We start from the raw sequence: 19,002 nt of genomic DNA, 5'->3' as shown, positions 1-19,002 counted from the left end.
GATGAAGTCTGGTGACGGAGCAGGCAAGGGGCTGGGCGCTTGCGAGGAAGCCTTGCAGCGCCTCCTGGTTGAAAAGCCTGTTGTGCCCGAGCATGTGGGCTTAGACCTGTCGAAGCTTACTGCCAGCATAGTCAGTCTGGAAGCTGGATTTGACCGTGGCTACTTGAAGAAGTCGCGTAAAGCGCATTTACCAATACTCGCTAAGATCGAAGCTTGTCGTGCTGGGGTGCCAACTCGCTTGAAAAACGCCTATGGGATGCCGCTGACCAGTTCCGCGCCAACTCGGGTTTGAAGGCGCAGGAATACTCCGGCCCTATCCTTGGTTTGATCTTCCTGCGCTTTGCAGAGGTGCGTTTTGCATTGCTGCGCACCAAGCTTGAAGCGGAAGGTGCTTCAGCGCGCAGAGCTAGTCGGGTAGATGTACCTGAGGCCTACCATGCGGAAAGCACGCTGTACCTAAGTCAGGAAGCGCGCTTCGATCACCTGCTAACCCTTCCCGAGGCATCCGACATCGGCGGTGCAGTCAACGCTGCCATGCGCGAGATCGAGAAGCACAACCCCAAGCTTGCTGGCGTGCTGCCCAAGACCTACAACTTGTTCACCAGCACCTTGCTCAAGGAGCTGTTGAAGAAGGTCTCCGAGATACCGGCCACCCTCGACTACGACGCCTTTGGCCGCATTTACGAATACTTCCTCGGTGCTTTCGCCATGAGCGAGGGCCAGGGCGGTGGCGAGTTCTATACCCCAAGCAGCATCGTGCGCCTGCTCACCGAAGTGATTGAGCCCTTCCACGGTCGGATTCTTGACCCCGCCTGCGGGTCGGGTGGCATGTTCGTACAGTCGGCGCGCTTTGTGGCTGAACACCAGAAAAATCCTGCCGCCGAACTCTCCATCAGCGGCGTCGAGAAAACCGATGAGACCGGCCGGCTGTGTCGCCTCAACCTGGCAGTACATGGGCTGGAAGGCCAGATAAGCCATGGCGGTAACATAAACAGTTACTACGACGATCCGCACAATGCCGTCGGCCAGTTCGACTTCGTGCTGGCCAATCCGCCGTTCAATGTCAATGCCGTAGACAAAGAGCGCCTGACCGACATGGTTGGCCCTGGTCGCCGCTTTCCCTTCGGCCTGCCGCGCACCGACAACGGCAACTACCTGTGGATTCAGCTCTTCTACTCGTCGCTGAACGCCCAAGGCCGTGCCGGCTTCGTTATGGCCAACTCGGCCTCCGACGCGCGCTCCTCCGAGCAAGAACTGCGGCAGCAGCTGATTGAAGCGCGGGCCGTGGACGTGATGGTCGCCGTCGGCACCAATATGTTCTACACCGTCACTCTACCCGTTACCTTGTGGTTCCTCGACAAGGGCAAGGCCAAGACTTCACGGGCAGATACCGTACTGTTTATCGACGCCCGCCATATCTACCGCCAGATTGACCGTGCTCACCGCGACTGGACGGCCGCCCAGATCGGCTTTATTGCCAATCTGGTGCGCCTGTATCGCGGCGAAGCACTCGACCTCACCCTTGGCGGTGCGGATGCCGCAGTCAAACTCAAAGAAATCTTCGGCGATCAGCCCGTCTACGCCGACGTGCAGGGCCTGTGCAAGGCCGCCACGTTGCAAGAGATCGAGGCCCAAGGCTGGTCGCTCAATGCCAGCCGCTACGTCGGCGTAGCACCCGGCGAAGAGGTGAGTGATGAGGAATTCAGGGAGCAGCTGGAAACCCTGAACGAGGAACTGGTTTCGCTAAATGCTCAAGCGCGACAACTGGAGCAAACCATTGCTGCGAACGTAGCAAGGATTCTGGAGGCGTAATGCGGTTCTCTGATTTTGTAACGCTTCAGCGGGGGTTCGACCTCACCAAAACAGGAATGCGGGAAGGCCCTTATCCCGTAGTCGGATCAACATCGATTATCGGTTATCACGACGAATTCAAGATTGCACCGCCTGGCGTAGTCACAGGGCGAAGTGGCTCTCTAGGCATTGTGCAGTACGTCTCAGAAAAATATTGGCCGCATAACACATCACTTTGGGTGAAAGACTTCAAGGGCAACGATCCGAAGTTCGTCTATTACTGCATGCAGGGTATGGACTTCGCCCGATTCAATGCCGGTGCCGGAGTGCCTACGCTCAACCGCAACCACCTTGACTCCCTAGAGGTTGAAGTTCCCGCACTTCCTGTCCAACAACGCATCGCGGGCATCCTGTCGGCTTACGACGAACTGATTGAGAACAACCAGCGACGCATCAGTATTCTGGAATCGATGGCTCGCGCCCTCTACCGCGAATGGTTCGTTCACTTCCGCTTCCCCGACCACGAGAACCACCCCCTCGTACCGTCCCCCTACGGCGAAATTCCGCAGGGGTGGGAGCGAGCAACTTTCGCGCAAGCCGCAGTCTTTGAGAATGGTGATCGAGGAAAGAACTATCCAAGCGGTAGCGACTTTATTGGATCTGGCATTCCGTTCATTAATGCAGGGCATCTTGTGGATGGCGCAGTCGATCTCTCAGGCATGAACTACATTTTGGAAGAAAAGTTTGAGCAGCTACGCAGCGGGAAGATTCGCAAAGGCGATCTTCTTTTTTGCTTGAGAGGATCTCCGGGACGGACCGCAAGGACGGCGAAACTTTGTTGTGGTGCAATCGCGTCATCGCTTGTGATTATCCGGCCAACTGAACGTGCGAACGAAGCGTTTCTCTATTACACACTTGCTGGAGAAGTTGGCAAGCGGATGGCGACGGAGTTGAACAATGGTGCGGCACAGCCCAATGTTTCCGTGGGTAGCGTTCAGAAGTACCCACTCGTTCTGCCGACAATGGATATTCTGAGCAAATTTGCGAATTCGATCGAGCCAATCTGGAGGCAAATAGAGATGCATCGGGATCAATTATCGAACCTGAAGAAACAACGCGATCTCCTGCTGCCGCGCCTGCTCTCCGGCCAGATCAATGTAGATTGATCCGCATGAGCATGAAAAAGAACCTGAGTAAGCTGGAGCGCGTGCCGTTACGCGAGGCTTGGAAGCATGAGGCCAATTCATCTCCTACCGCGCTAGCCCTTTGGTTAGATTGATCTCAAGGACACCGAGAAATGAGCGCTTACGCCTACAGTGAAGACCAGCTCGTCGAGCAACCTGCCATTGGATTGTTTGCCGATCTTGGCTGGCAGACGCTGTCGGCAATGGAAGAAACCTTCGGCGCCAGCGGCACTCTGGGACGCGAAACCAAGAGCGAGGTCGTTCTGGCCGCCCGCCTGCGCGCGGCTCTGTGCAAGCTCAACCCAACGCTGCCTGCTGAGGCTATCACCACCGCCATCGACGAGCTGACTCGCGACCGCTCCGCCATGCTTGCGGAAGCAGCCAATCGCGAGACCTATCAACTGCTCAAGGAAGGTATCACGGTGTCCGTGCCTGACCATGAACATGGTGGCCAGAAGATTGAGCGCTTGCGTGTAGTGGACTGGGAGTGGCCGCAGAACAACGACTTCCTGCTGGTCAGCCAATTCAGCGTGACCGGCGCTCTCTATACCTGCCGCCCCGACTTAGTGGGCTTCGTCAATGGGTTGCCCTGGGTGGTGATCGAACTGAAGAAACCCGGCGTACCTGCACGCGCGGCATTCGACGAGAACCTGACACACTACAAACAGCAGATTCCTGGGCTGTTTTGGTTTAACGCATTGATGATTGCCTCCAACGGCACGGACAGCTTAGTAGGCTCGCTGACCGCCGACTGGGAGCGTTGGGTCAGATGGAAGCGCATCGAGCGCGAAGATGAGCCGCGCCGAGTGTCGCTGGAAGTGATGCTGCGGGGTACATGCGACCCCTACCGCCTGCTGGATTTGGTGGAGAACTTCACGCTGTTTTCTGAACACAAGGCCGGGCTGGTCAAAATTATTGGGCAGAACCACCAGTTCCTAGGGGTGAACAATGCCATTGCCTCGATGCTGGAAGCGCGCAAGCTGGGCCATGGGCGCGGTGGAGTGTTCTGGCAGACTCAGGGCAGCGGCAAGAGTTTTTCGATGGTGTTCTTCGCCCAAAAAGTGCTGCGCAAGCTGGTCGGCAACTGGAGCTTTGTGGTCGTAACCGACCGCGTGGAGCTGGATGAGCAGATTGCCAAGACCTTCAAGGCCACTGGAGCGGTGAGCGAGGCTGAAGGTGATGAGTGCCATGCCGCCAGTGGTGCTCACCTGCGCGAACTGCTACGCGGCAACCACCGCTATGTGTTCACCCTGGTGCATAAATTTCAGACGCCGGAGATGCTCTGTGACCGCTCGGATGTGATCGTACTCACCGACGAGGCGCATCGCAGCCAATACGACACGCTGGCGCTGAACATGCGTGCGGCATTGCCCAAAGCGATGTTTCTGGCCTTTACCGGCACGCCGCTGATTGCCGGCGAAGAGCGCACCAAGGAAATATTCGGCGACTACGTTTCTATCTATGACTTTCAGCAGTCCATCGAAGACGGCGCCACCGTGCCGCTGTTCTACGAGAACCGCACGCCAGAATTACAGCTTATTAACCCGGACCTGAACGAGGATATCTACCAGCTGATCGAAGATGCCGAACTCGACCCGGACCAAGAAGCCAAGCTGGAGCGCGAACTGGGCCGGCAATATCATCTGATCACCCGTGATGACCGGCTGGACACCGTGGCGGCCGACATCGTGCGGCACTTCTTAGGCCGTGGCTTCGTTGGCAAGGCGATGGTGGTGTGCATCGACAAAGCCACCGCGCTGCGCATGCACGACAAGGTTAAACAGCACTGGGCTGCTGAAACCGCGCAGGTGCGGAAAGAACTGGGGGAACTCGCATACCAATCACATAACGGCGGAATGACCCCAGACCAGGCAAGACGCGATGTGCGCGCAGCCGAACTGAAACAGCGCCTAGAGGTGCTGACCAGTACCGACATGGCGCTGATTGTTTCACCAGGGCAAAACGAAATTCAGCAAATGCAGAGCCTTGGGTTGGATATCGAGCCGCATCGCAAACGAATGTACGAGTCGAATCCGGGCTTGGATGAGAAGTTCAAGGACACCGAAGACCCGCTGCGCATCGCCTTCGTTTGTGCCATGTGGCTGACCGGCTTCGACGCACCAAGCTGCTCGACGATCTACCTCGACAAGCCGATGCGAAACCATTCGTTGATGCAGACCATTGCGCGTGCCAACCGAGTTTTCCCTGGCAAGCACAGTGGTGTCATCGTCGATTACGCCAATGTGTTCGCCTCCCTGGAAAAGGCGTTGGCCATCTACGGCGCGGGCAAAAATGGCAAGAAGCCGGTCAAAGACAAGCAGCAGCTGGTTGAAGACTTGCGTAAGACTGTGGCTGAAGCGACCACATTCTGCGCCGCTCATGGCGTGATATTGGATGAGATCGAGGCTACACCCGTTGGTGGCTTGGAACGCTTGCAGTGCATCGCTGACGCAATGAACGAACTGATCTCACCTGATTCATTGCGCCGTGACTTCTTTGCGCATGAAAGGCTGGTCAGCACGCTGTACCAGGCAGTCAAACCTGATCCGTCTGCGCTGGAGTTTGCCAGTCGTGTTGCCTGCATATCCACGCTGGCTGATTGTATCCGCACCAGTCTGAGCCCGAACCCGCCTGACATTTCGCTGGTAATTAATAACATCAACAGTTTGCTGGATGACTCCATCACCGGGCATGCCATCCGCGAGGAAGGGCCACCAGCGCTGGACCTATCAAAGATAAACTTCGAAGCATTGGCCAAGCGCTTCAAAGAAGCCAAGCACAAGAACACCGACCTTGAGCAACTAAAGGCGGCGATTCGTGCCAAGCTTGAAAAAATGATTCAGCTGAACCGCACTCGCGCCGACTTTGCCGAGAAATTTGAAGCGCTGATTGAGAGCTACAACGCTGGCAGTCGCAGTATTGAAGAGCTTTATCAGGAGCTGCTAGACCTAAGTAACAACTTGAATCAGGAGCAGGAGCGGCATGTCCGCGAGAACGTGACTGAGGAAGAGCTGGTCATCTTCGACATCCTCACTCGTCCTGCCCCAGACCTCAGCCCGGAAGAGCGTACTGCGGTCAAGAAGGCCGCCCGCGAACTGCTGGCCCGCCTCAAGGAGTTGCTCGTCATCAACTGGCGACAGAAATCCACAGCACGCTCACAATTGAAGTTAGCCATCGAAGACACTCTGGACCTCGGCCTGCCTCGCGCCTATACACCTGAACTCTACAACCTGAAATGCTCAGCGGTGTTTGAGCATGTGTATGAGAGTTACCCGGAGCGTAACTCGGGTGTGTATGCCTCGGCGCATTAGATAACTCCAGTTAGGGGACATTCAGTAATGCTGCACATGCGGATCGGTGCAGGGTGTAACCACTGTCTCTACCGCGCGCCCTATTGTGCGAGCAGCCCGCAGGGTATCGCTGGTAATTTATCGCGTAAATACTCAAGCCGAGCAGGCTGATTTACTCACGCCTCACCGGTTGTACTTAGCGCTTGGCTTAAAGACAGAACTGCAATGCGATTACCGATGACGCCTATGCATCCGGTGATCGCACTGCAGCTGGCAATTATCTAATTGCCTCTCCGCCCATGCCTGCGTGATATCGGTTTGCAGAAGCCCTGGCAGGTGAAAATATAGGGCGAGTAGAAACGACGGCACGCTCCAGCTTTCTATAGGCGACCATAGACTGGGCAAGGAGATATTCTCCCGTCATGTCTGGCTGCCCATCTGCTCGGCGCGCATAAATTGCTACAGCTGACCACACCTCCCACACTTCACGTGACTGCCATACGCTCGCCACTTCATCAGTATCTTCTTCTGTAACAACCTGGCACCGCGCTCTCACTTTCTCATGGATTCTGCGCACTTCTGGATTCTCATCTAGCTCACGCAAAAAATGCTGCGCAACATATGGGTCGAGGTGATCTGCCCAAAACGCCCCTTGGTCTGTATAGGCCCGGCCCGGAGTGAGTGGTGCCAGGTGGTCAATGAGCAGGGAGACGTATTGTCGCGCCGTATCTTTGGGAGCGCCATTTACAGCAAGCAAATGCGCTGCACGGCGGGCGGCAGACCACTCAGCGAAAATAATTGCCGCGTCCGGCTGCCTTAGTGCAGCCTCCAAATTACGGAGCATCGGCTTCATCAGCCGGTAATGCTCATAGCCAAACAAGGCGGCCGTGACTTCGAGGTATTCGGAGCGCGAGAGAAAGCTCAAACCTTTGGATTGGGCCTGCTGGTGTGCGTGATAGACGGGAGTAGAGAGAAAACTGCTCATCGGAGGAACCTCTAGATTATTGATAGTGGGACATCTGTGTTCGATGGCAACGATTTCCCGCATCAACTCAAGAGGTTGCGTGCAGTAGGGTGTAGCAGAGCCTTTTTTTAGTCGTTGCGTCTGCGGCGGGCGCCGATGAATCTGGGACGACTGTGACTTGAAGTGGTTTCTTTGTCCAGCCTGGTTTGAAGAGAAAATAAAAACAGGCTGCAACATCGCATCTGAGTGAGGGTGTCAATCTTTCTTCGGAATGGAGCTGGCTTGCTCTGGCAGACCTGTCAAACCAGCTCTTAATTAGGGGAGGTTTGTGTCAAACAAAGGGCTTGTGTTTGACGGTCAATAGGAAATCGCCGAAATAGCATCATAGGTAGGGATTACGGGCGATTCGGCGGTGTCAATGGAGGGAGCGTAAGTTGATACCGCGTACTACTGGCCGGACGACCCGCTGATCGCCGAACCCACGGCACGGGCCAAGCCGCGCAAATAAGTCTGGCGTCGCCTCGGCGGCGCGGGCAGAGCAAGAGCTTCGCGGATAAATCTGCTTATCAAGCAGCATATATATTATTGATTTTATTGGTTATTAGGTTTTCTGTAGGAGCGGGCCATGCCCGCGAAACGCATCGCGGGCATGGCCCGCTCAGGGGAATTGCGCACGCTCTGCATGGTAATCCGGCCCAGGACGCTCTGCGTCCGCTGTGCCGTGACGCGGAGCGTCTCGGGCTGCGTGCCCCCCCGATCAATCCAGGCGCAGATCCTCGCCGGCGGCCCGCAGCTCCAGATAGGCCCGATCCAGCGCATCGCGCAGGGTTTCGGTGAATACGTCGTTCGCATCGGCCCGCAGAGGTGCGGGCAGTTCATGCGCAGGGATTTGCCGCAGGGGACTGGTCTATGCTGAACAAAGCCTTGGGCGGCTATGAAAAAACGCTCGTCTGCTGTGGCCACCAGTAAATGCCCGCGGCGGTGTTGCGATTTCACAGCTCCCGAGGGCAAGAATCTCCACGGCTATGGCACTGCCGACGTTGTGGAGGTCGATTCATCGTGTGGCGTGAGGAGTCGGTATGAGCGAACCGTTGATTGCCCAACGAGGTCCCTTTGCGGTCGAGGTACAGGCCGGCAACGACTATTTCTGGTGCCGTTGCGGGCGTAGCGCCAGCCAGCCGTTTTGCGACGGCAGCCATAAGGGCACCGGCATCACGCCGCTGAAATACCACGTCGAACAGAGCGATACCCTGTATTTTTGCGGTTGCAAGCATACCCGCACACCGCCCTGTTGCGACGGTAGCCATAACAAGCTGTAGTCCAAGCAGCCAGCAAAGCCGGGGGGCACACCATGTATCGCAAGGTCTTCGCCAGTAAAGTATTCGATCGCAAGGTGGTGTTGATCACCGGCGGCTGCGCCGGTATCGGCCGTGCCCTGGCAGTGCGCCTGGCCCAGGCCGGCGCGCGCCTGGTGATTCTGGATCTGCAGCAGCAGGCGCTGGACAGCCTGGTGCAACACCTGGCCGATCATCACAACGCCGAGGCGCTGGGGCTGGTCTGCGACGTCGCCGATGCCGAGGCGGTGCAGCGTGCCGTCGCCCTGGCCGTCGAGCGTTTCGGTGGGATCGACGTGCTGGTCAACAACGCCGGGATCACCCACCGCAGCAGCTTCGCCGAGACCGAGCTGGCGGTGTTCCAGCGGGTCATGGCGATCAACTACTTCGGCGCCCTGCATTGCACCAAGGCGGCGCTGCCCAGCCTGACTGCCCGCTCTGGGCAGATCATCGTACTCAGTTCGCTGGCCGGCTTCGCCCCGCTGCTTTATCGCAGCGCCTACAACGCCAGCAAGCATGCCCTGCACGGCCTGTTCGAGACCCTGCGCTACGAACTCAAGGACAGCGGGGTCAATGTCATGTTGGTCTGCCCCGGCTTTACCGCCACCGACCTGCGCAAGAACGCCCTGGTCGGTGACGGTTCGGTGGCCCCACAGCCGCCACTGGCGATGGGCAAGGTCGCCTCGCCGCAGGACGTCGCCGAAGCCATCTACCGGGCGGCGCTCAAGCGCAAGCGGCTGTTGATCCTGTCCAACGTCGGTTGGCGGGCGCGGGTGCTGGCGCGCTTCTTCCCGCGCCTGTTCGAGCGGCTGCTACTGCCGCGCCTGTCCGGCATGAAGCCGCAACGCACGGGCCGCGCTTGACAGGCGGTGCAGGCGGCGACGTTCCGTAGGGCGGCTGCGGAGCGAAGCGACAACCTGCCAGCTTTTCTGCCGCGTCGGCGAACCGCGGTGCACTGCCTGCGGCGAGTGACACCCTACGTATCGCGGGTTACTCCAGGTTCTGGGCCGCCTGCAGACTGCCGCAGCAGGCGAGGCTCTCAGTCTTCGACCGGCGCGATATACAGCTCATAGACCTGTTCCAGATCCCAGAACGTCGCTTCGATCTTGTGCCCGTCGAGGTCGCGGACGAAGCAGCCGTAATAGGGCTCGCCGTATTCGGCGCGCGGACCGGGTTCACCTTCGCCGACCGCGCCGGCGTCCAGGGCTGCCTGGTAGAAGGCATGCACGGCGGCCTTGTCCGGCGCGACGAAACCGAAGTGAGTGCCGTTGCCGACAGTAGCCGGTTGACCATCGAATGGCGTCTGCACCCAGAACTCCGGGTATTGGCGACCATAGGCCACCGCCCCGGGGTGGGCGAGAATGCGTTTGCAGCCCAGGGTCGGCAGCACCCGATCGTAGAAGGCCACGGCCTGGTCGAACCTATTGGTGCCGAGCGAGACATGCGACAGGCTGCTGGGGTTGGCGTCGGCCATTGGGCAGTTCTCCTTGGTAATTGACCCCTAACAGCCTAGCCCGAATTCATTCCTCTGCCGGCAGCGTAGCGCGCAGCATGAACAGGCGAAACAGCACCACGCTGGCGAACAGCTGGAGAAAGCCGTTGGCGCTGTCGAGCAGCAGACTGAGCAGCACGTCCGCTTGCGCGCCCTCGGCCGGTTGGCTGGCCCAGGACAGCAGCCACAACGGCAGCATGACGCACAGCACGCAGGTCAGAATCTGCCAGAAGTAGCCGCTGGTCAGCTCGAAGCTCTCATGCAGCGCCTTGATCGGGCTCAGCCCGCGCAGCACCAGCAGGTACTCGGCGAATGCCAGCTTGATCATGATCCACAGGCCTGGCAGCACGAACAGCGAAGCGCCGAGCATGATCGCCAGGGTACTCAGACCCGCCAGCAGGGCAAAGCCCGGCCATAGGCGCAGGCTGGCGGCGAGCAGGTCGCGGTTGGCCGGCGCCTCGCCCCGGCTGCGCGCATCGAGGAACAGGATCAGCGCCGCGGTGTACAGCGGATAGAACAGCAGGCCCACCAGAATGCCGTAAGCCGCAGCGGCTTCGCCCCCGACCCGAGCGCTGACGATCTGCTGCACCAGCGCTTCGAGCACCACCAGGGGCAAGCACAGGCGGGCGATCGCCGCCAGGTTGTGGCTGAAGAAATACCAGGCATCGCGCAGGACGTGGAACGCATTCATGGGCAGGGGTCGCGGTCGAGTGAGCAGGGCGCCACTCTAGCCGATCGCGGCAGGCGCTCCAAATTCGCGACGCACGGGTTATGCAGGCGGGCAAGCGTGCCGGGTGGATCTGGCATACTGGCCGGCGTTCGTTACCCCAAGAGGATTGCCGGTGAAGAAAATCGCCGTATTCGCCGATGTACAGAACCTCTATTACACCGTGCGCCAGGCCTATGGCTGCCACTTCGACTACGCCGCACTGTGGGCCGACATCAGCCAGCACGGGCAGATCGTCGAGGCCTATGCCTACGCCATCGACCGTGGCGACGCCAAGCAGCAGCAGTTCCAGCAGATCCTGCGCAACCTCGGTTTCACCGTGAAGCTCAAGCCCTATATCCAGCGCAGCGACGGCTCGGCCAAGGGCGACTGGGACGTGGGCATCTGCATCGACATCATGGACAGCGCCCCGCGGGTCGACGAGGTGGTGCTGGCCTCCGGCGATGGCGATTTCGATCTGCTGCTGGAGAAGGTCCGCAGCTACGGGGTCGAGGCCGTGGCTTATGGCGTGCCGGGGCTGACCGCGCAATCGCTGGTGCGGGCGGCCAGTCGCTATGTGCCGATCGAAGGCGCGCTGTTGTTGCGCAGCTAGTGGTTGCTGGGCAGCTGGTGTGCTGTCTCGGAATTATTGTTTCGCTGCCACCGGCCCGAAAGGTGCGCCATGCGCACCGGGGCAGTGCTGCTTAGGCTGCGTGTGGACAGCTGTTCATGCTCAGCCGATCACCCCGAAGCCGCGCGCCAGCAATGCCGCCAGCAACGGCAGGATCAGCAGCAACAGCAGCTCCAGGCGGATCACCAGGGTCACCAGCCGGCCCCGGGGGGCGCTGAGCTGCGGCAGCTGGCCGGCCTTGAGGGCGCCGCGCCAGCCGAGGAACAGTTTGGTCGGCAGGATCGACAGCAGGCCGATCAGCACGAACAGGCCGAGCTTGGCGTGGAACAGGCCGTTGTGCAGGTAGTAGTCCAGGCCCTTGCCGAACCAGACCGCGCGGACGGCGCCGCTGACCAGCACCAGCCCGGCGCTCGCCCCGTAGGCGGCGTCGATGCGCAGCAGGCGGCGCGCCCGCTGCAGGTCCAACGGTTGCTTGAACAGGCCGTGTTCGAGGGTCAGCAGGGCGAACAGCAGAAAGATCGACAGGTAATGCAGGTAGGCGGCAATGGCTTCGGCCATGGCGGATTCCTCTCAGTCGGCGCAGCGCGCGGGCATGGCGGCGAACCAGCGATCAGCGCGGGTCAGGCGGTAAGCATAGGCACCGAGACTCAGGCTGCGCAGCAACATGAAACCCAGGAAGGCCAGCCACAGGCCATGATTGCCCAGGGGTTGCAGCCACCAGCCCAGTGCCAGCCCCGGCAGCAGGGCAAGCAGCATGGCATCGCGCATCTCGCGCGCGCGGGTGGCGCCGATGAACAGGCCGTCGAGCAGGTAGCTCCACACCGCGATCAGGGGCAGCAGCGCCAGGTAGGGCAGGTAGTCGAGGGCCAGGGCGCGCACCGCTGCGATGTCGGTTTGCAGGTAGATGAACCAGTGTCCGCCGAACCCGAACAACAGGGCGAAGCCGAGGCTGGCCAGCAGTGACCAGCCACCGGCGACGATCAGGCTGCGGCGCAGCGCGTTGCGGTCGCGGGCGCCGAGGGCATGGCCGCACAGCGCCTCGACCGCATGGGCCAGGCCATCGAGGGCATGGGCGCTGAGCAGCAGGCCATTGAGCAACAGGGCGTTGGCCGCCACCGTAGCATCGCCCAGGCGGGTGCCCTGCACTGTGATCAGGAAGAACACCAACTGCAGGGCCAGGGTGCGGATGAAGATGTCGCGATTGACCGCCAGCAGCGGCCGCCAGCTCGGCCAGCGGCGCAGCGCCGGCCAGTCGATCCGCCCGGCATAACGCTGCAGGGCGCTGCGCGCCAGCCACAGCCCCAGCAGCGCGCCACTCCATTCGGCGATCACCGAAGCCCAGGCCGCCCCGGCCACGCCCCAGTGCAAGCCGAGGACGAACAGCAAATCCAGCGCCACATTGAGCAGGTTGGTGGTCAGCAGGATCGCCAGCGGCCCGCGGGCATTCTGGGTGCCGAGCAGCCAGCCGATCAGGGCATAGCTGGCCAGCGTCGCGGGCAGGCCGAGCAGACGGATCTGCAGGTAACCGCGGGCCAGCGCATCGAGCTGCGCCGAGGGCTGCATCAGGCTCAGCGCCGCGGCGCTGAACGGTAGCGCCAGGAGGATCAAGGCCAGTGCCAGCAGCCCGCCGAGCAGCAGGCCCTGCAGCAACACCTGGCGCAATGCGCTGCCGTCTTGCCGGCCGGCGGCCTGGGCGGCGAAGCCGGTGGTGCCCATGCGCAGGAAACCCACGGCCCAGGTCAGCAAGGTGTACAGGCTGCCGCCGATCGCCACTGCCGCCAGTTGCTGGGCATGGGGCAGATGACCGATCACCGTGCTGTCGACCAGGGCCACCAGCGGCACCGACAGGTTGGACAAGATCATCGGCGCAGCCAGCGCCCAGACCCGTTTGTGGGTCGGCGCGTGCTGCCAGGCAGCGAGCAGTGCGGACATGGCGACTCCGGGAAAACGCCGATTATAGACAAGGGCGGGTTCGATAGTGCTGTTTCGACTATGCCTGCCGCGCTATAGCAGCAAGCGTTTCTTGGCCGCGCCGTCGCCTGACTAGACTTGAAGCAGGCAATCGGCGATGACCGCGAATCGAAACGGTCGAGGAGGTGGCTCATGCACATGGCACAAACCCTGGAGCGCAGCCTGCGGCGGGCGCATTGTCAGTTCAAACTGGTCGAGCACATGCCCTCGGCCACCAGCCTGGAGTCGGCGCGCAAGGCCGGAATCCCCGCTTCACGAATGGCCAAGTCGGTGATTCTCGACGATCGTCGCGGGCACTATCTGATGGCCGTGTTACCGGCCAATCGGCAACTGGATCTGAACAAGGTACACAAGGGCACGCAGCGCTGGCAGCTCAGTGGCGAGCAAGCGCTGGCGGCTTTGTTCAAGGATTGCGAGCGCGGCGCGGTACCGGCGCTGGGCGAGGTCTATGGCCTCGACATGTTGATCGATCCGATGCTGGTGCGCCAGCAGGACATCTACCTGGAAGCCGGGGATCACGAAAGCCTGGTGCACATGCCGGTCGACGAGTTTTTCAAACTGGCGCCCAACGCCGAGGTTTGCGACCTCTGCGCCTGAGTTGAGGCATATGACGCGGTTGCCGCCAGCTGACCGGGCGTCATGTGCGGCTTTGCCGTGCCGTTCTCATCGCTGCAGGGCGGCTCGGCTATAGTGACTGGCTCCTGCACCCGCCATTTCGTTGGAGCCTGCAATGCCGAACAAAGGACTGCTTCTGGCACTTGTCCTGAGCCTGCTCAGCGCCTGTGATTCCTCCACCCCCGAACCCGCCAAAGTCAAACCGGACGCCGCCGTGACCAGCGGCGGGGCGCCCAGACCGCTCAGCGAGCGCGCGGCGGTGGCCGCACGCTATGCCGGCCGCGAGCTGAACGTGGTGGACGTCTCCGAAGTGCAGGTGGATGGCGCCAGCGCGCTGGCGGTGAGCTTTTCCGTGCCGCTCGAGCCCGAGCAGGATTTTGCCGGGCGCCTGCACCTGGTCGACAGCAAGAGCGGCAAGGTCGACGGCGCCTGGGAGCTGAGCGACAACCTGATGGAGCTGCGTCTGCGTCACCTGGAACCGCGACGCAAGCTGGTGCTGACGGTGGATGCCGGGCTGCAGGCGCTGACCGGCACGCAACTGGCCACAGAGCACCTCAGCCGCCTGCAGACCCGCGACCTGCAGGCCAGCGTCGGCTTCGCCAGCCGCGGCTCTCTGCTGCCGACCCGCCTGGCCGAGGGCCTGCCGGTGATCGCGCTGAACGTCGATGCGGTCAACGTCGAGTTCTTCCGCATCAAGCCGCAGGCGCTGCCGGCCTTTCTCGGCCAGTGGGGGCGCAGCAGCAACCTCGACACCTGGGAGGCGCAACAGCTGCTGCCGATGGCCGAGCTGGTCTACGGCGGGCGCTTCGACCTCGACCCGGCGCGCAACACCCGCGAGACCCTGCTCTTGCCGATCGCCGGCCTCGAACCGTTGCAGCAGCCCGGGGTGTACCTGGCGGTGATGCGCGCCGCCGGCAGCTACGGCTATTCGCAGCCGGCCACCCTGTTCAGCTTGAGCGACATCGGCCTGTCCGCCCACCGTTACCGCAACCGTCTGGACGTGTTCACCCAGGCCCTGGCCGGCGGCGCGGCGCTGGCCGAGGTCGAACTGCAGTTGCTCGACGATCGGGGCCGCTTGCTCGCCGCGGGCAAGACCGACGCCGCCGGCCACGCCGAGCTGGCGCTGGCGGCCAAGGCCGAGGTGCTGCTGGCGCAGCTGGGCGAGCAGACCAGCCTGCTGCGCCTGAACGGCCCGGCGCTGGATCTGGCCGAGTTCGACATCGCCGGCCCCCAGGCGCACCCCCTGCAGTTCTTCGTGTTCGGCCCGCGCGACCTCTATCGTCCCGGCGAAACCGTGCTGCTCAACGCCCTGCTGCGCGATGCCGACGGCCGCGCGGTCAAGGCGCAGCCGGTGAGCGTCGAGGTGCGCCGGCCGGACGAGCAGGTCAGCCGCAAGTTCGTCTGGCAGGCCGACGCCTCTGGTCTCTACCAGTACCAACTGGCATTGGCCGAGGAGGCGCCGACCGGGCGCTGGCAGCTGCTGTTCGACCTGGGCGACGGCAAGCCGCAGCTCTATGAGTTCGCCGTCGAGGACTTCCTGCCCGAGCGCCTGGCGCTGGAACTCAAGGGCAGCGAGGCACCGTTCAAACCGGCCGACAGCGCCCGCTTCCAGGTCGAAGGGCGCTACCTGTATGGCGCGCCAGCCGCTGGCAACCGCCTCAGCGGCCAGCTCTACGTGCGCCCGCTGCGCGAGGCGCTGGCCAGTCTGCCGGGCTACCAGTTCGGTTCGGTCACCGAAGAGGAGCTGAGCCAGGACATCGAACTGGACGAAACCAGCCTGGACCAGCAGGGTCAGGCCAGCCTGGCCATCGACAGCCGCTGGGCGCAGGCCAAGTCGCCGCTGCAGCTGATCCTCCAGGCCAGCCTGCAGGAGTCCGGCGGCCGGCCGATCACCCGCCGCCTGGTCCAGCCGGTGTGGCCGGCCGAGCGCCTGCCGGGCGTGCGCGGGCTGTTCGACGGCGAGCAGGTCGACTCAGGCAGCCTGGCCGAGTTCGAGGTGCTGGTGGCCGATGCCGCCGGCAACAAGCTGGCCGCCGAGCAACTCAGCGTGCGCCTGGTCCGCGAACGCCGCGACTACTACTGGAACTTCTCCGCCAGCGACGGCTGGAGCCACAACTACACCGAGAAGTTCCTCACCCTCAACGAGGAAAGCCTCAAGGTCGCCGCCGGCGGCACGGCCAAGATCGCTTTCCCGGTGGAGTGGGGCCCCTATCGCATCGAGGTGATCGACGCCCAGACCGGCCTGCTCAGCAGCTTGCGTTTCTGGGCCGGCTACCGCTGGCAGGACAACGCCGACGGCGGCGCGGTGCGCCCGGACCAGGTCAAGCTGGCGCTGGACCAGCCGGCCTACGGCGACGGCGACACCGCCAGGGTCACGGTCACCCCGCCGGCCGCCGGCAGCGGCTACCTGCTGGTCGAGTCCAGCGACGGCCCGCTGTGGTGGCAGGAGATCGCGGTGCCGGCCGAGGGCAAGACCTTCGACATTCCGCTTGCCAGGGACTGGGCGCGGCATGACCTGTACGTCAGCGCCCTGGTGATTCGCCCCGGCGAGCGCAAGAGCAATGCCACGCCCAAGCGCGCGGTCGGCCTACTGCATCTGCCGCTGCAGCGGGCGCCGCGCCAGTTGGCGCTGAGCCTGACGGCAACCGAACAGATGCGCCCGAACCAGCCGCTCAAGGTCAAGCTGCAGGCGCGCAACGCCGACGGCAGCGTGCCTGAGCAAGTGCGGGTGCTGCTCGCTGCGGTGGACGTCGGCATCCTCAACATCACCGACTACGCCACCCCCGACCCGTTCGCCAGCCTGTTCGGCCGCAAGGCCTACGGCGCCGATCAGCTGGATGTCTACGGGCAACTGATCGAAGCGGGCCAGGGCCGCGTAGCCAAGCTGGCCTTCGGCGGCGACGCGGCGTTGGCCGGCGGCGGCAAGCGCCCGGACACCAGCGTGCTGATCGTCGCCCTGCAGAGCCAGCCGCTGCTGCTGGACGCGCAGGGCGAGGGCGAAGTCAGCCTGGACATCCCCGACTTCAACGGCGAACTGCGCCTGATGGCCCAGGCCTGGACCGACGAGCGCTACGGCATGGCCGAGGCCAAGACGCGGGTCGCCGCACCGTTGATCGCCGAGCTGTCGGCGCCGCGTTTCCTCGCCGGTGGCGACCAGACCAGCCTGGCCCTGGATTTGAACAACCTGTCCGGCCAGGCCCAGCAACTACAGGTGCAGCTGCACGCCGAGGGCCAGCTGAGCCTGGTCGAACCCGCCAAGGCGCAGCAGTCGCTCGATCTGGCCGCCGGCCAGCGCCACATCCTGCGCATCCCGGTGCACGCCCTCGGCGGCTATGGCCAGGGTCGGATCAAGGTCGAGGTGCTGGGGCTGCACCTGCCCGGCGAGGATTTGCCGCCGCTGCGCCGCGAATGGAGCCTGGGCGTGCGCCCGGCCTATCCGGCGCAGCTGCAGCACTTCCGCGCGGTGCTCAAGGGCGACACCTGGAGCCTGCCGGCCGGCGCCCTGGAGGCCTTCGAAGCGGCCGGGCTGGAGGCGCGCCTGGAACTGTCCAGCCGGCCGCCGCTCAACCTCGGTGAGCAGATCCGCGCGCTCAAGGCCTACCCCTATGGCTGCCTGGAGCAGACCGCCAGCGGCCTCTATCCGTCGCTGTATGCCGATGCCGCGTCACTGCAGAAGCTGGGCCTGGAAGCCGAACCGGACGCGCAGCGTCGGCGCGCCATCGAACTGGGCATCGAGCGCCTGCTCGGCATGCAGCGGCACAACGGCGGTTTCGCCCTGTGGGGTGCCGATGGCGACGAGGAATACTGGCTGAGCGCCTATGTCAGCGACTTCCTCCTGCGCGCCCGTGAGCAGGGCTTCGGCGTGCCGGCCGAGGCGTTGAACAAGGCCAGCGAGCGGCTGCTGCGCTATGTGCAGGAGCGCAACCTGATCGAGGCTGACTACAGCGACGACGCCGAGCACAGCCGCTTCGCCGTGCAGGCCTATGCCGCTTACGTACTGGCGCGCAGCCAACAGGCACCGCTCGGCGCCCTGCGCAGCCTGTATGAGCGCCGCAGCGACGCGCAGTCCGGCCTGCCGCTGGTGCACCTGGCTGTGGCCTTGCAGAAAATGGGCGATCAGCCGCGCGCCGACGATGCCCTGGCCGCCGGCCTGGCGCGCAGCCGCGACAATCGGCGCTGGCTGGGCGACTACGGCAGCGCGCTGCGCGACCAGGCGCTGATCCTCGCCCTGCTCGAGGAGCATGACCTGGCCGCCGGCAGTCGCGAACAGCGCCTGTTCGCCCTGGCCGACGAGGTCGCCAGCCAGCAGTGGCTGTCGACCCAGGAGCGCAACGCGCTGTACCTGGCCGGGCGCAGCCTGCTGGCCAAGCCCGAGCCGGCCTGGACTGCTGCGCTCAACAGCGGTGCCTTCGCCTTCGAGCTGAGCGGTGCCCAGCCTGGCCTCAAGCTGGATGGCAGCGAGCTGGCCGCGCCCCTGACCATCAGCAACCCGGGCGACACAGCGCTGTACCAGCAATTGACCCTGTCCGGCTACCCGGTCAAGGCGCCAACCGCCGGTGGCGAGAACCTCAGCATCTACCGCGAATACCTGGGCATGGACGGCCGGCCGCTGGACCTCGGCGCCCTGCGTAGCGGCGAACTGGTGCTGGTGCACCTGGTGGTGGCGGCCAAGCAGCGGGTGCCGGACGCCCTGGTGGTCGACCTGCTGCCGGCCGGCCTGGAACTGGAGAACCAGAACCTGGCGCAGAGCGCCGCCAGCCTGGCGGACGCCGGCAGCGCGGTGCAGGACTGGCAGAAGTCGATGAGCAACGCACGGATCAAGCACCAGGAGTTCCGTGGCAACCGCTATGTCGCGGCCCTGGATGTCAGTGGCTACGACAGCAGCCACCTGCTCTACCTGGCCCGCGCCGTCACTCCCGGCAGCTACCGCGTACCGCCGCCACAGGTGGAGTCCATGTACCGGCCGAACTGGCAGGCGCTGGGGGAGGCGCCGGGACGGCTGGTGGTCAAGGAGCGTTAGTAAC

At 62.9% G+C, this 19,002-nt stretch carries 14 protein-coding genes; 9 read left to right on the top strand and 5 right to left on the bottom strand.

Going from position 1 to position 19,002, the window contains the following annotated elements; all coding sequences use genetic code 11:
* Nucleotide 1 precedes the first annotated feature (1 nt).
* The 4 genes from BM315_RS06270 to BM315_RS06255 all read left to right on the top strand — a co-directional run bounded on the left by BM315_RS06270 (nucleotide 2) and on the right by BM315_RS06255 (nucleotide 6,286).
* On the top strand, nucleotides 2–292 hold the full coding sequence (locus tag BM315_RS06270; RefSeq protein ID WP_425287768.1) for a hypothetical protein: 291 nt from the start codon (nucleotides 2–4) through the stop codon (nucleotides 290–292).
* Nucleotides 289–1,812, top strand: coding sequence for a type I restriction-modification system subunit M (locus BM315_RS06265; protein ID WP_244527257.1), 1,524 nt, complete (start codon nucleotides 289–291; stop codon nucleotides 1,810–1,812). Before BM315_RS06270 ends, BM315_RS06265 begins: the two co-directional genes overlap by 4 nt.
* Nucleotides 1,812–2,957, top strand: a complete 1,146-nt coding sequence (locus tag BM315_RS06260; RefSeq protein WP_090498936.1) for a restriction endonuclease subunit S — start codon at nucleotides 1,812–1,814, stop codon at nucleotides 2,955–2,957. Before BM315_RS06265 ends, BM315_RS06260 begins: the two co-directional genes overlap by 1 nt.
* A 131-nt stretch (nucleotides 2,958–3,088) precedes the next feature.
* Complete coding sequence (locus tag BM315_RS06255) at nucleotides 3,089–6,286, top strand: type I restriction endonuclease subunit R (protein WP_090498934.1); 3,198 nt, start codon at nucleotides 3,089–3,091, stop codon at nucleotides 6,284–6,286.
* Between the two features lie 256 nt (nucleotides 6,287–6,542).
* Here BM315_RS06255 and BM315_RS06250 read toward each other — a convergent pair whose 3' ends face one another.
* Nucleotides 6,543–7,250 carry a hypothetical protein gene (locus tag BM315_RS06250; protein WP_090498932.1) on the bottom strand — a complete coding sequence of 236 codons (708 nt, stop codon included), beginning with the start codon at nucleotides 7,248–7,250 and terminating at the stop codon, nucleotides 6,543–6,545.
* A gap of 1,058 nt (nucleotides 7,251–8,308) precedes the next feature.
* On the opposite strand from BM315_RS06250, the gene BM315_RS06240 reads away from it, so the two are divergent.
* Both BM315_RS06240 and BM315_RS06235 read left to right on the top strand, forming a co-directional pair.
* Nucleotides 8,309–8,548, top strand: a complete 240-nt coding sequence (locus BM315_RS06240; RefSeq protein ID WP_090498928.1) for a CDGSH iron-sulfur domain-containing protein — start codon at nucleotides 8,309–8,311, stop codon at nucleotides 8,546–8,548.
* 32 nt (nucleotides 8,549–8,580) lie between these two features.
* Nucleotides 8,581–9,426, top strand: coding sequence for an SDR family oxidoreductase (locus BM315_RS06235; RefSeq protein WP_090498926.1), 846 nt, complete (start codon nucleotides 8,581–8,583; stop codon nucleotides 9,424–9,426).
* A 176-nt stretch (nucleotides 9,427–9,602) separates the two neighbouring features.
* Here BM315_RS06235 and BM315_RS06230 read toward each other — a convergent pair whose 3' ends face one another.
* Nucleotides 9,603–10,037: a VOC family protein gene (locus tag BM315_RS06230; protein ID WP_090498924.1), complete on the bottom strand. Its 435-nt coding sequence runs from the start codon at nucleotides 10,035–10,037 to the stop codon at nucleotides 9,603–9,605.
* Between the two features lie 46 nt (nucleotides 10,038–10,083).
* Entirely contained in the window at nucleotides 10,084–10,746 is a 663-nt protein-coding gene (locus BM315_RS06225) for a YciC family protein (RefSeq protein ID WP_090498922.1), read from the bottom strand.
* 151 nt (nucleotides 10,747–10,897) lie between these two features.
* On the opposite strand from BM315_RS06225, the gene BM315_RS06220 reads away from it, so the two are divergent.
* Complete coding sequence (locus tag BM315_RS06220; RefSeq protein ID WP_090498921.1) at nucleotides 10,898–11,374, top strand: NYN domain-containing protein; 477 nt, start codon at nucleotides 10,898–10,900, stop codon at nucleotides 11,372–11,374.
* 120 nt (nucleotides 11,375–11,494) lie between these two features.
* Here the strand turns inward: BM315_RS06220 and BM315_RS06215 are convergent, their stop codons facing one another.
* Together BM315_RS06215 and BM315_RS06210 are read right to left on the bottom strand one after the other, a co-directional pair.
* Nucleotides 11,495–11,950 carry a DUF2214 family protein gene (locus BM315_RS06215; RefSeq protein ID WP_090498919.1) on the bottom strand — a complete coding sequence of 152 codons (456 nt, stop codon included), beginning with the start codon at nucleotides 11,948–11,950 and terminating at the stop codon, nucleotides 11,495–11,497.
* Between the two features lie 12 nt (nucleotides 11,951–11,962).
* Nucleotides 11,963–13,324 (bottom strand): MATE family efflux transporter, encoded by a 1,362-nt coding sequence (locus tag BM315_RS06210; RefSeq protein ID WP_090498917.1) that lies wholly within the window; start codon nucleotides 13,322–13,324, stop codon nucleotides 11,963–11,965.
* A 171-nt stretch (nucleotides 13,325–13,495) separates the two neighbouring features.
* On the opposite strand from BM315_RS06210, the gene BM315_RS06205 reads away from it, so the two are divergent.
* Nucleotides 13,496–13,960, top strand: a complete 465-nt coding sequence (locus tag BM315_RS06205) for an aminoacyl-tRNA deacylase (RefSeq protein ID WP_090498914.1) — start codon at nucleotides 13,496–13,498, stop codon at nucleotides 13,958–13,960.
* A 133-nt stretch (nucleotides 13,961–14,093) separates the two neighbouring features.
* The gene (locus BM315_RS06200; RefSeq protein ID WP_090498911.1) at nucleotides 14,094–18,998 is read left to right on the top strand and encodes an alpha-2-macroglobulin family protein; all 4,905 of its coding nucleotides are present in this window, start codon (nucleotides 14,094–14,096) and stop codon (nucleotides 18,996–18,998) included.
* The last annotated feature ends 4 nt before the right edge of the window (nucleotides 18,999–19,002 follow it).

This window comes from Pseudomonas borbori, from assembly GCF_900115555.1.
GTDB lineage: Bacteria > Pseudomonadota > Gammaproteobacteria > Pseudomonadales > Pseudomonadaceae > Aquipseudomonas > Aquipseudomonas borbori.
Note: the sequence above shows the minus strand (reverse complement) of the source record. Positions and strands in the feature narration are given on the sequence as shown.

What these genes read in the sequence shown, in the direction of transcription:
- BM315_RS06215 (WP_090498919.1), bottom strand. Translation starts at nt 11,950, where the DNA reads ATGGCCGAAGCCATTGCCGCCTACCTGCATTACCTGTCGATCTTTCTG.
- BM315_RS06240 (WP_090498928.1), top strand. Translation starts at nt 8,309, where the DNA reads ATGAGCGAACCGTTGATTGCCCAACGAGGTCCCTTTGCGGTCGAGGTA.
- BM315_RS06210 (WP_090498917.1), bottom strand. Translation starts at nt 13,324, where the DNA reads ATGTCCGCACTGCTCGCTGCCTGGCAGCACGCGCCGACCCACAAACGG.
- BM315_RS06230 (WP_090498924.1), bottom strand. Translation starts at nt 10,037, where the DNA reads ATGGCCGACGCCAACCCCAGCAGCCTGTCGCATGTCTCGCTCGGCACC.
- BM315_RS06250 (WP_090498932.1), bottom strand. Translation starts at nt 7,250, where the DNA reads ATGAGCAGTTTTCTCTCTACTCCCGTCTATCACGCACACCAGCAGGCC.
- BM315_RS06200 (WP_090498911.1), top strand. Translation starts at nt 14,094, where the DNA reads ATGCCGAACAAAGGACTGCTTCTGGCACTTGTCCTGAGCCTGCTCAGC.
- BM315_RS06235 (WP_090498926.1), top strand. Translation starts at nt 8,581, where the DNA reads ATGTATCGCAAGGTCTTCGCCAGTAAAGTATTCGATCGCAAGGTGGTG.
- BM315_RS06260 (WP_090498936.1), top strand. Translation starts at nt 1,812, where the DNA reads ATGCGGTTCTCTGATTTTGTAACGCTTCAGCGGGGGTTCGACCTCACC.
- BM315_RS06225 (WP_090498922.1), bottom strand. Translation starts at nt 10,746, where the DNA reads ATGAATGCGTTCCACGTCCTGCGCGATGCCTGGTATTTCTTCAGCCAC.
- BM315_RS06270 (WP_425287768.1), top strand. Translation starts at nt 2, where the DNA reads ATGAAGTCTGGTGACGGAGCAGGCAAGGGGCTGGGCGCTTGCGAGGAA.
- BM315_RS06205 (WP_090498914.1), top strand. Translation starts at nt 13,496, where the DNA reads ATGCACATGGCACAAACCCTGGAGCGCAGCCTGCGGCGGGCGCATTGT.
- BM315_RS06255 (WP_090498934.1), top strand. Translation starts at nt 3,089, where the DNA reads ATGAGCGCTTACGCCTACAGTGAAGACCAGCTCGTCGAGCAACCTGCC.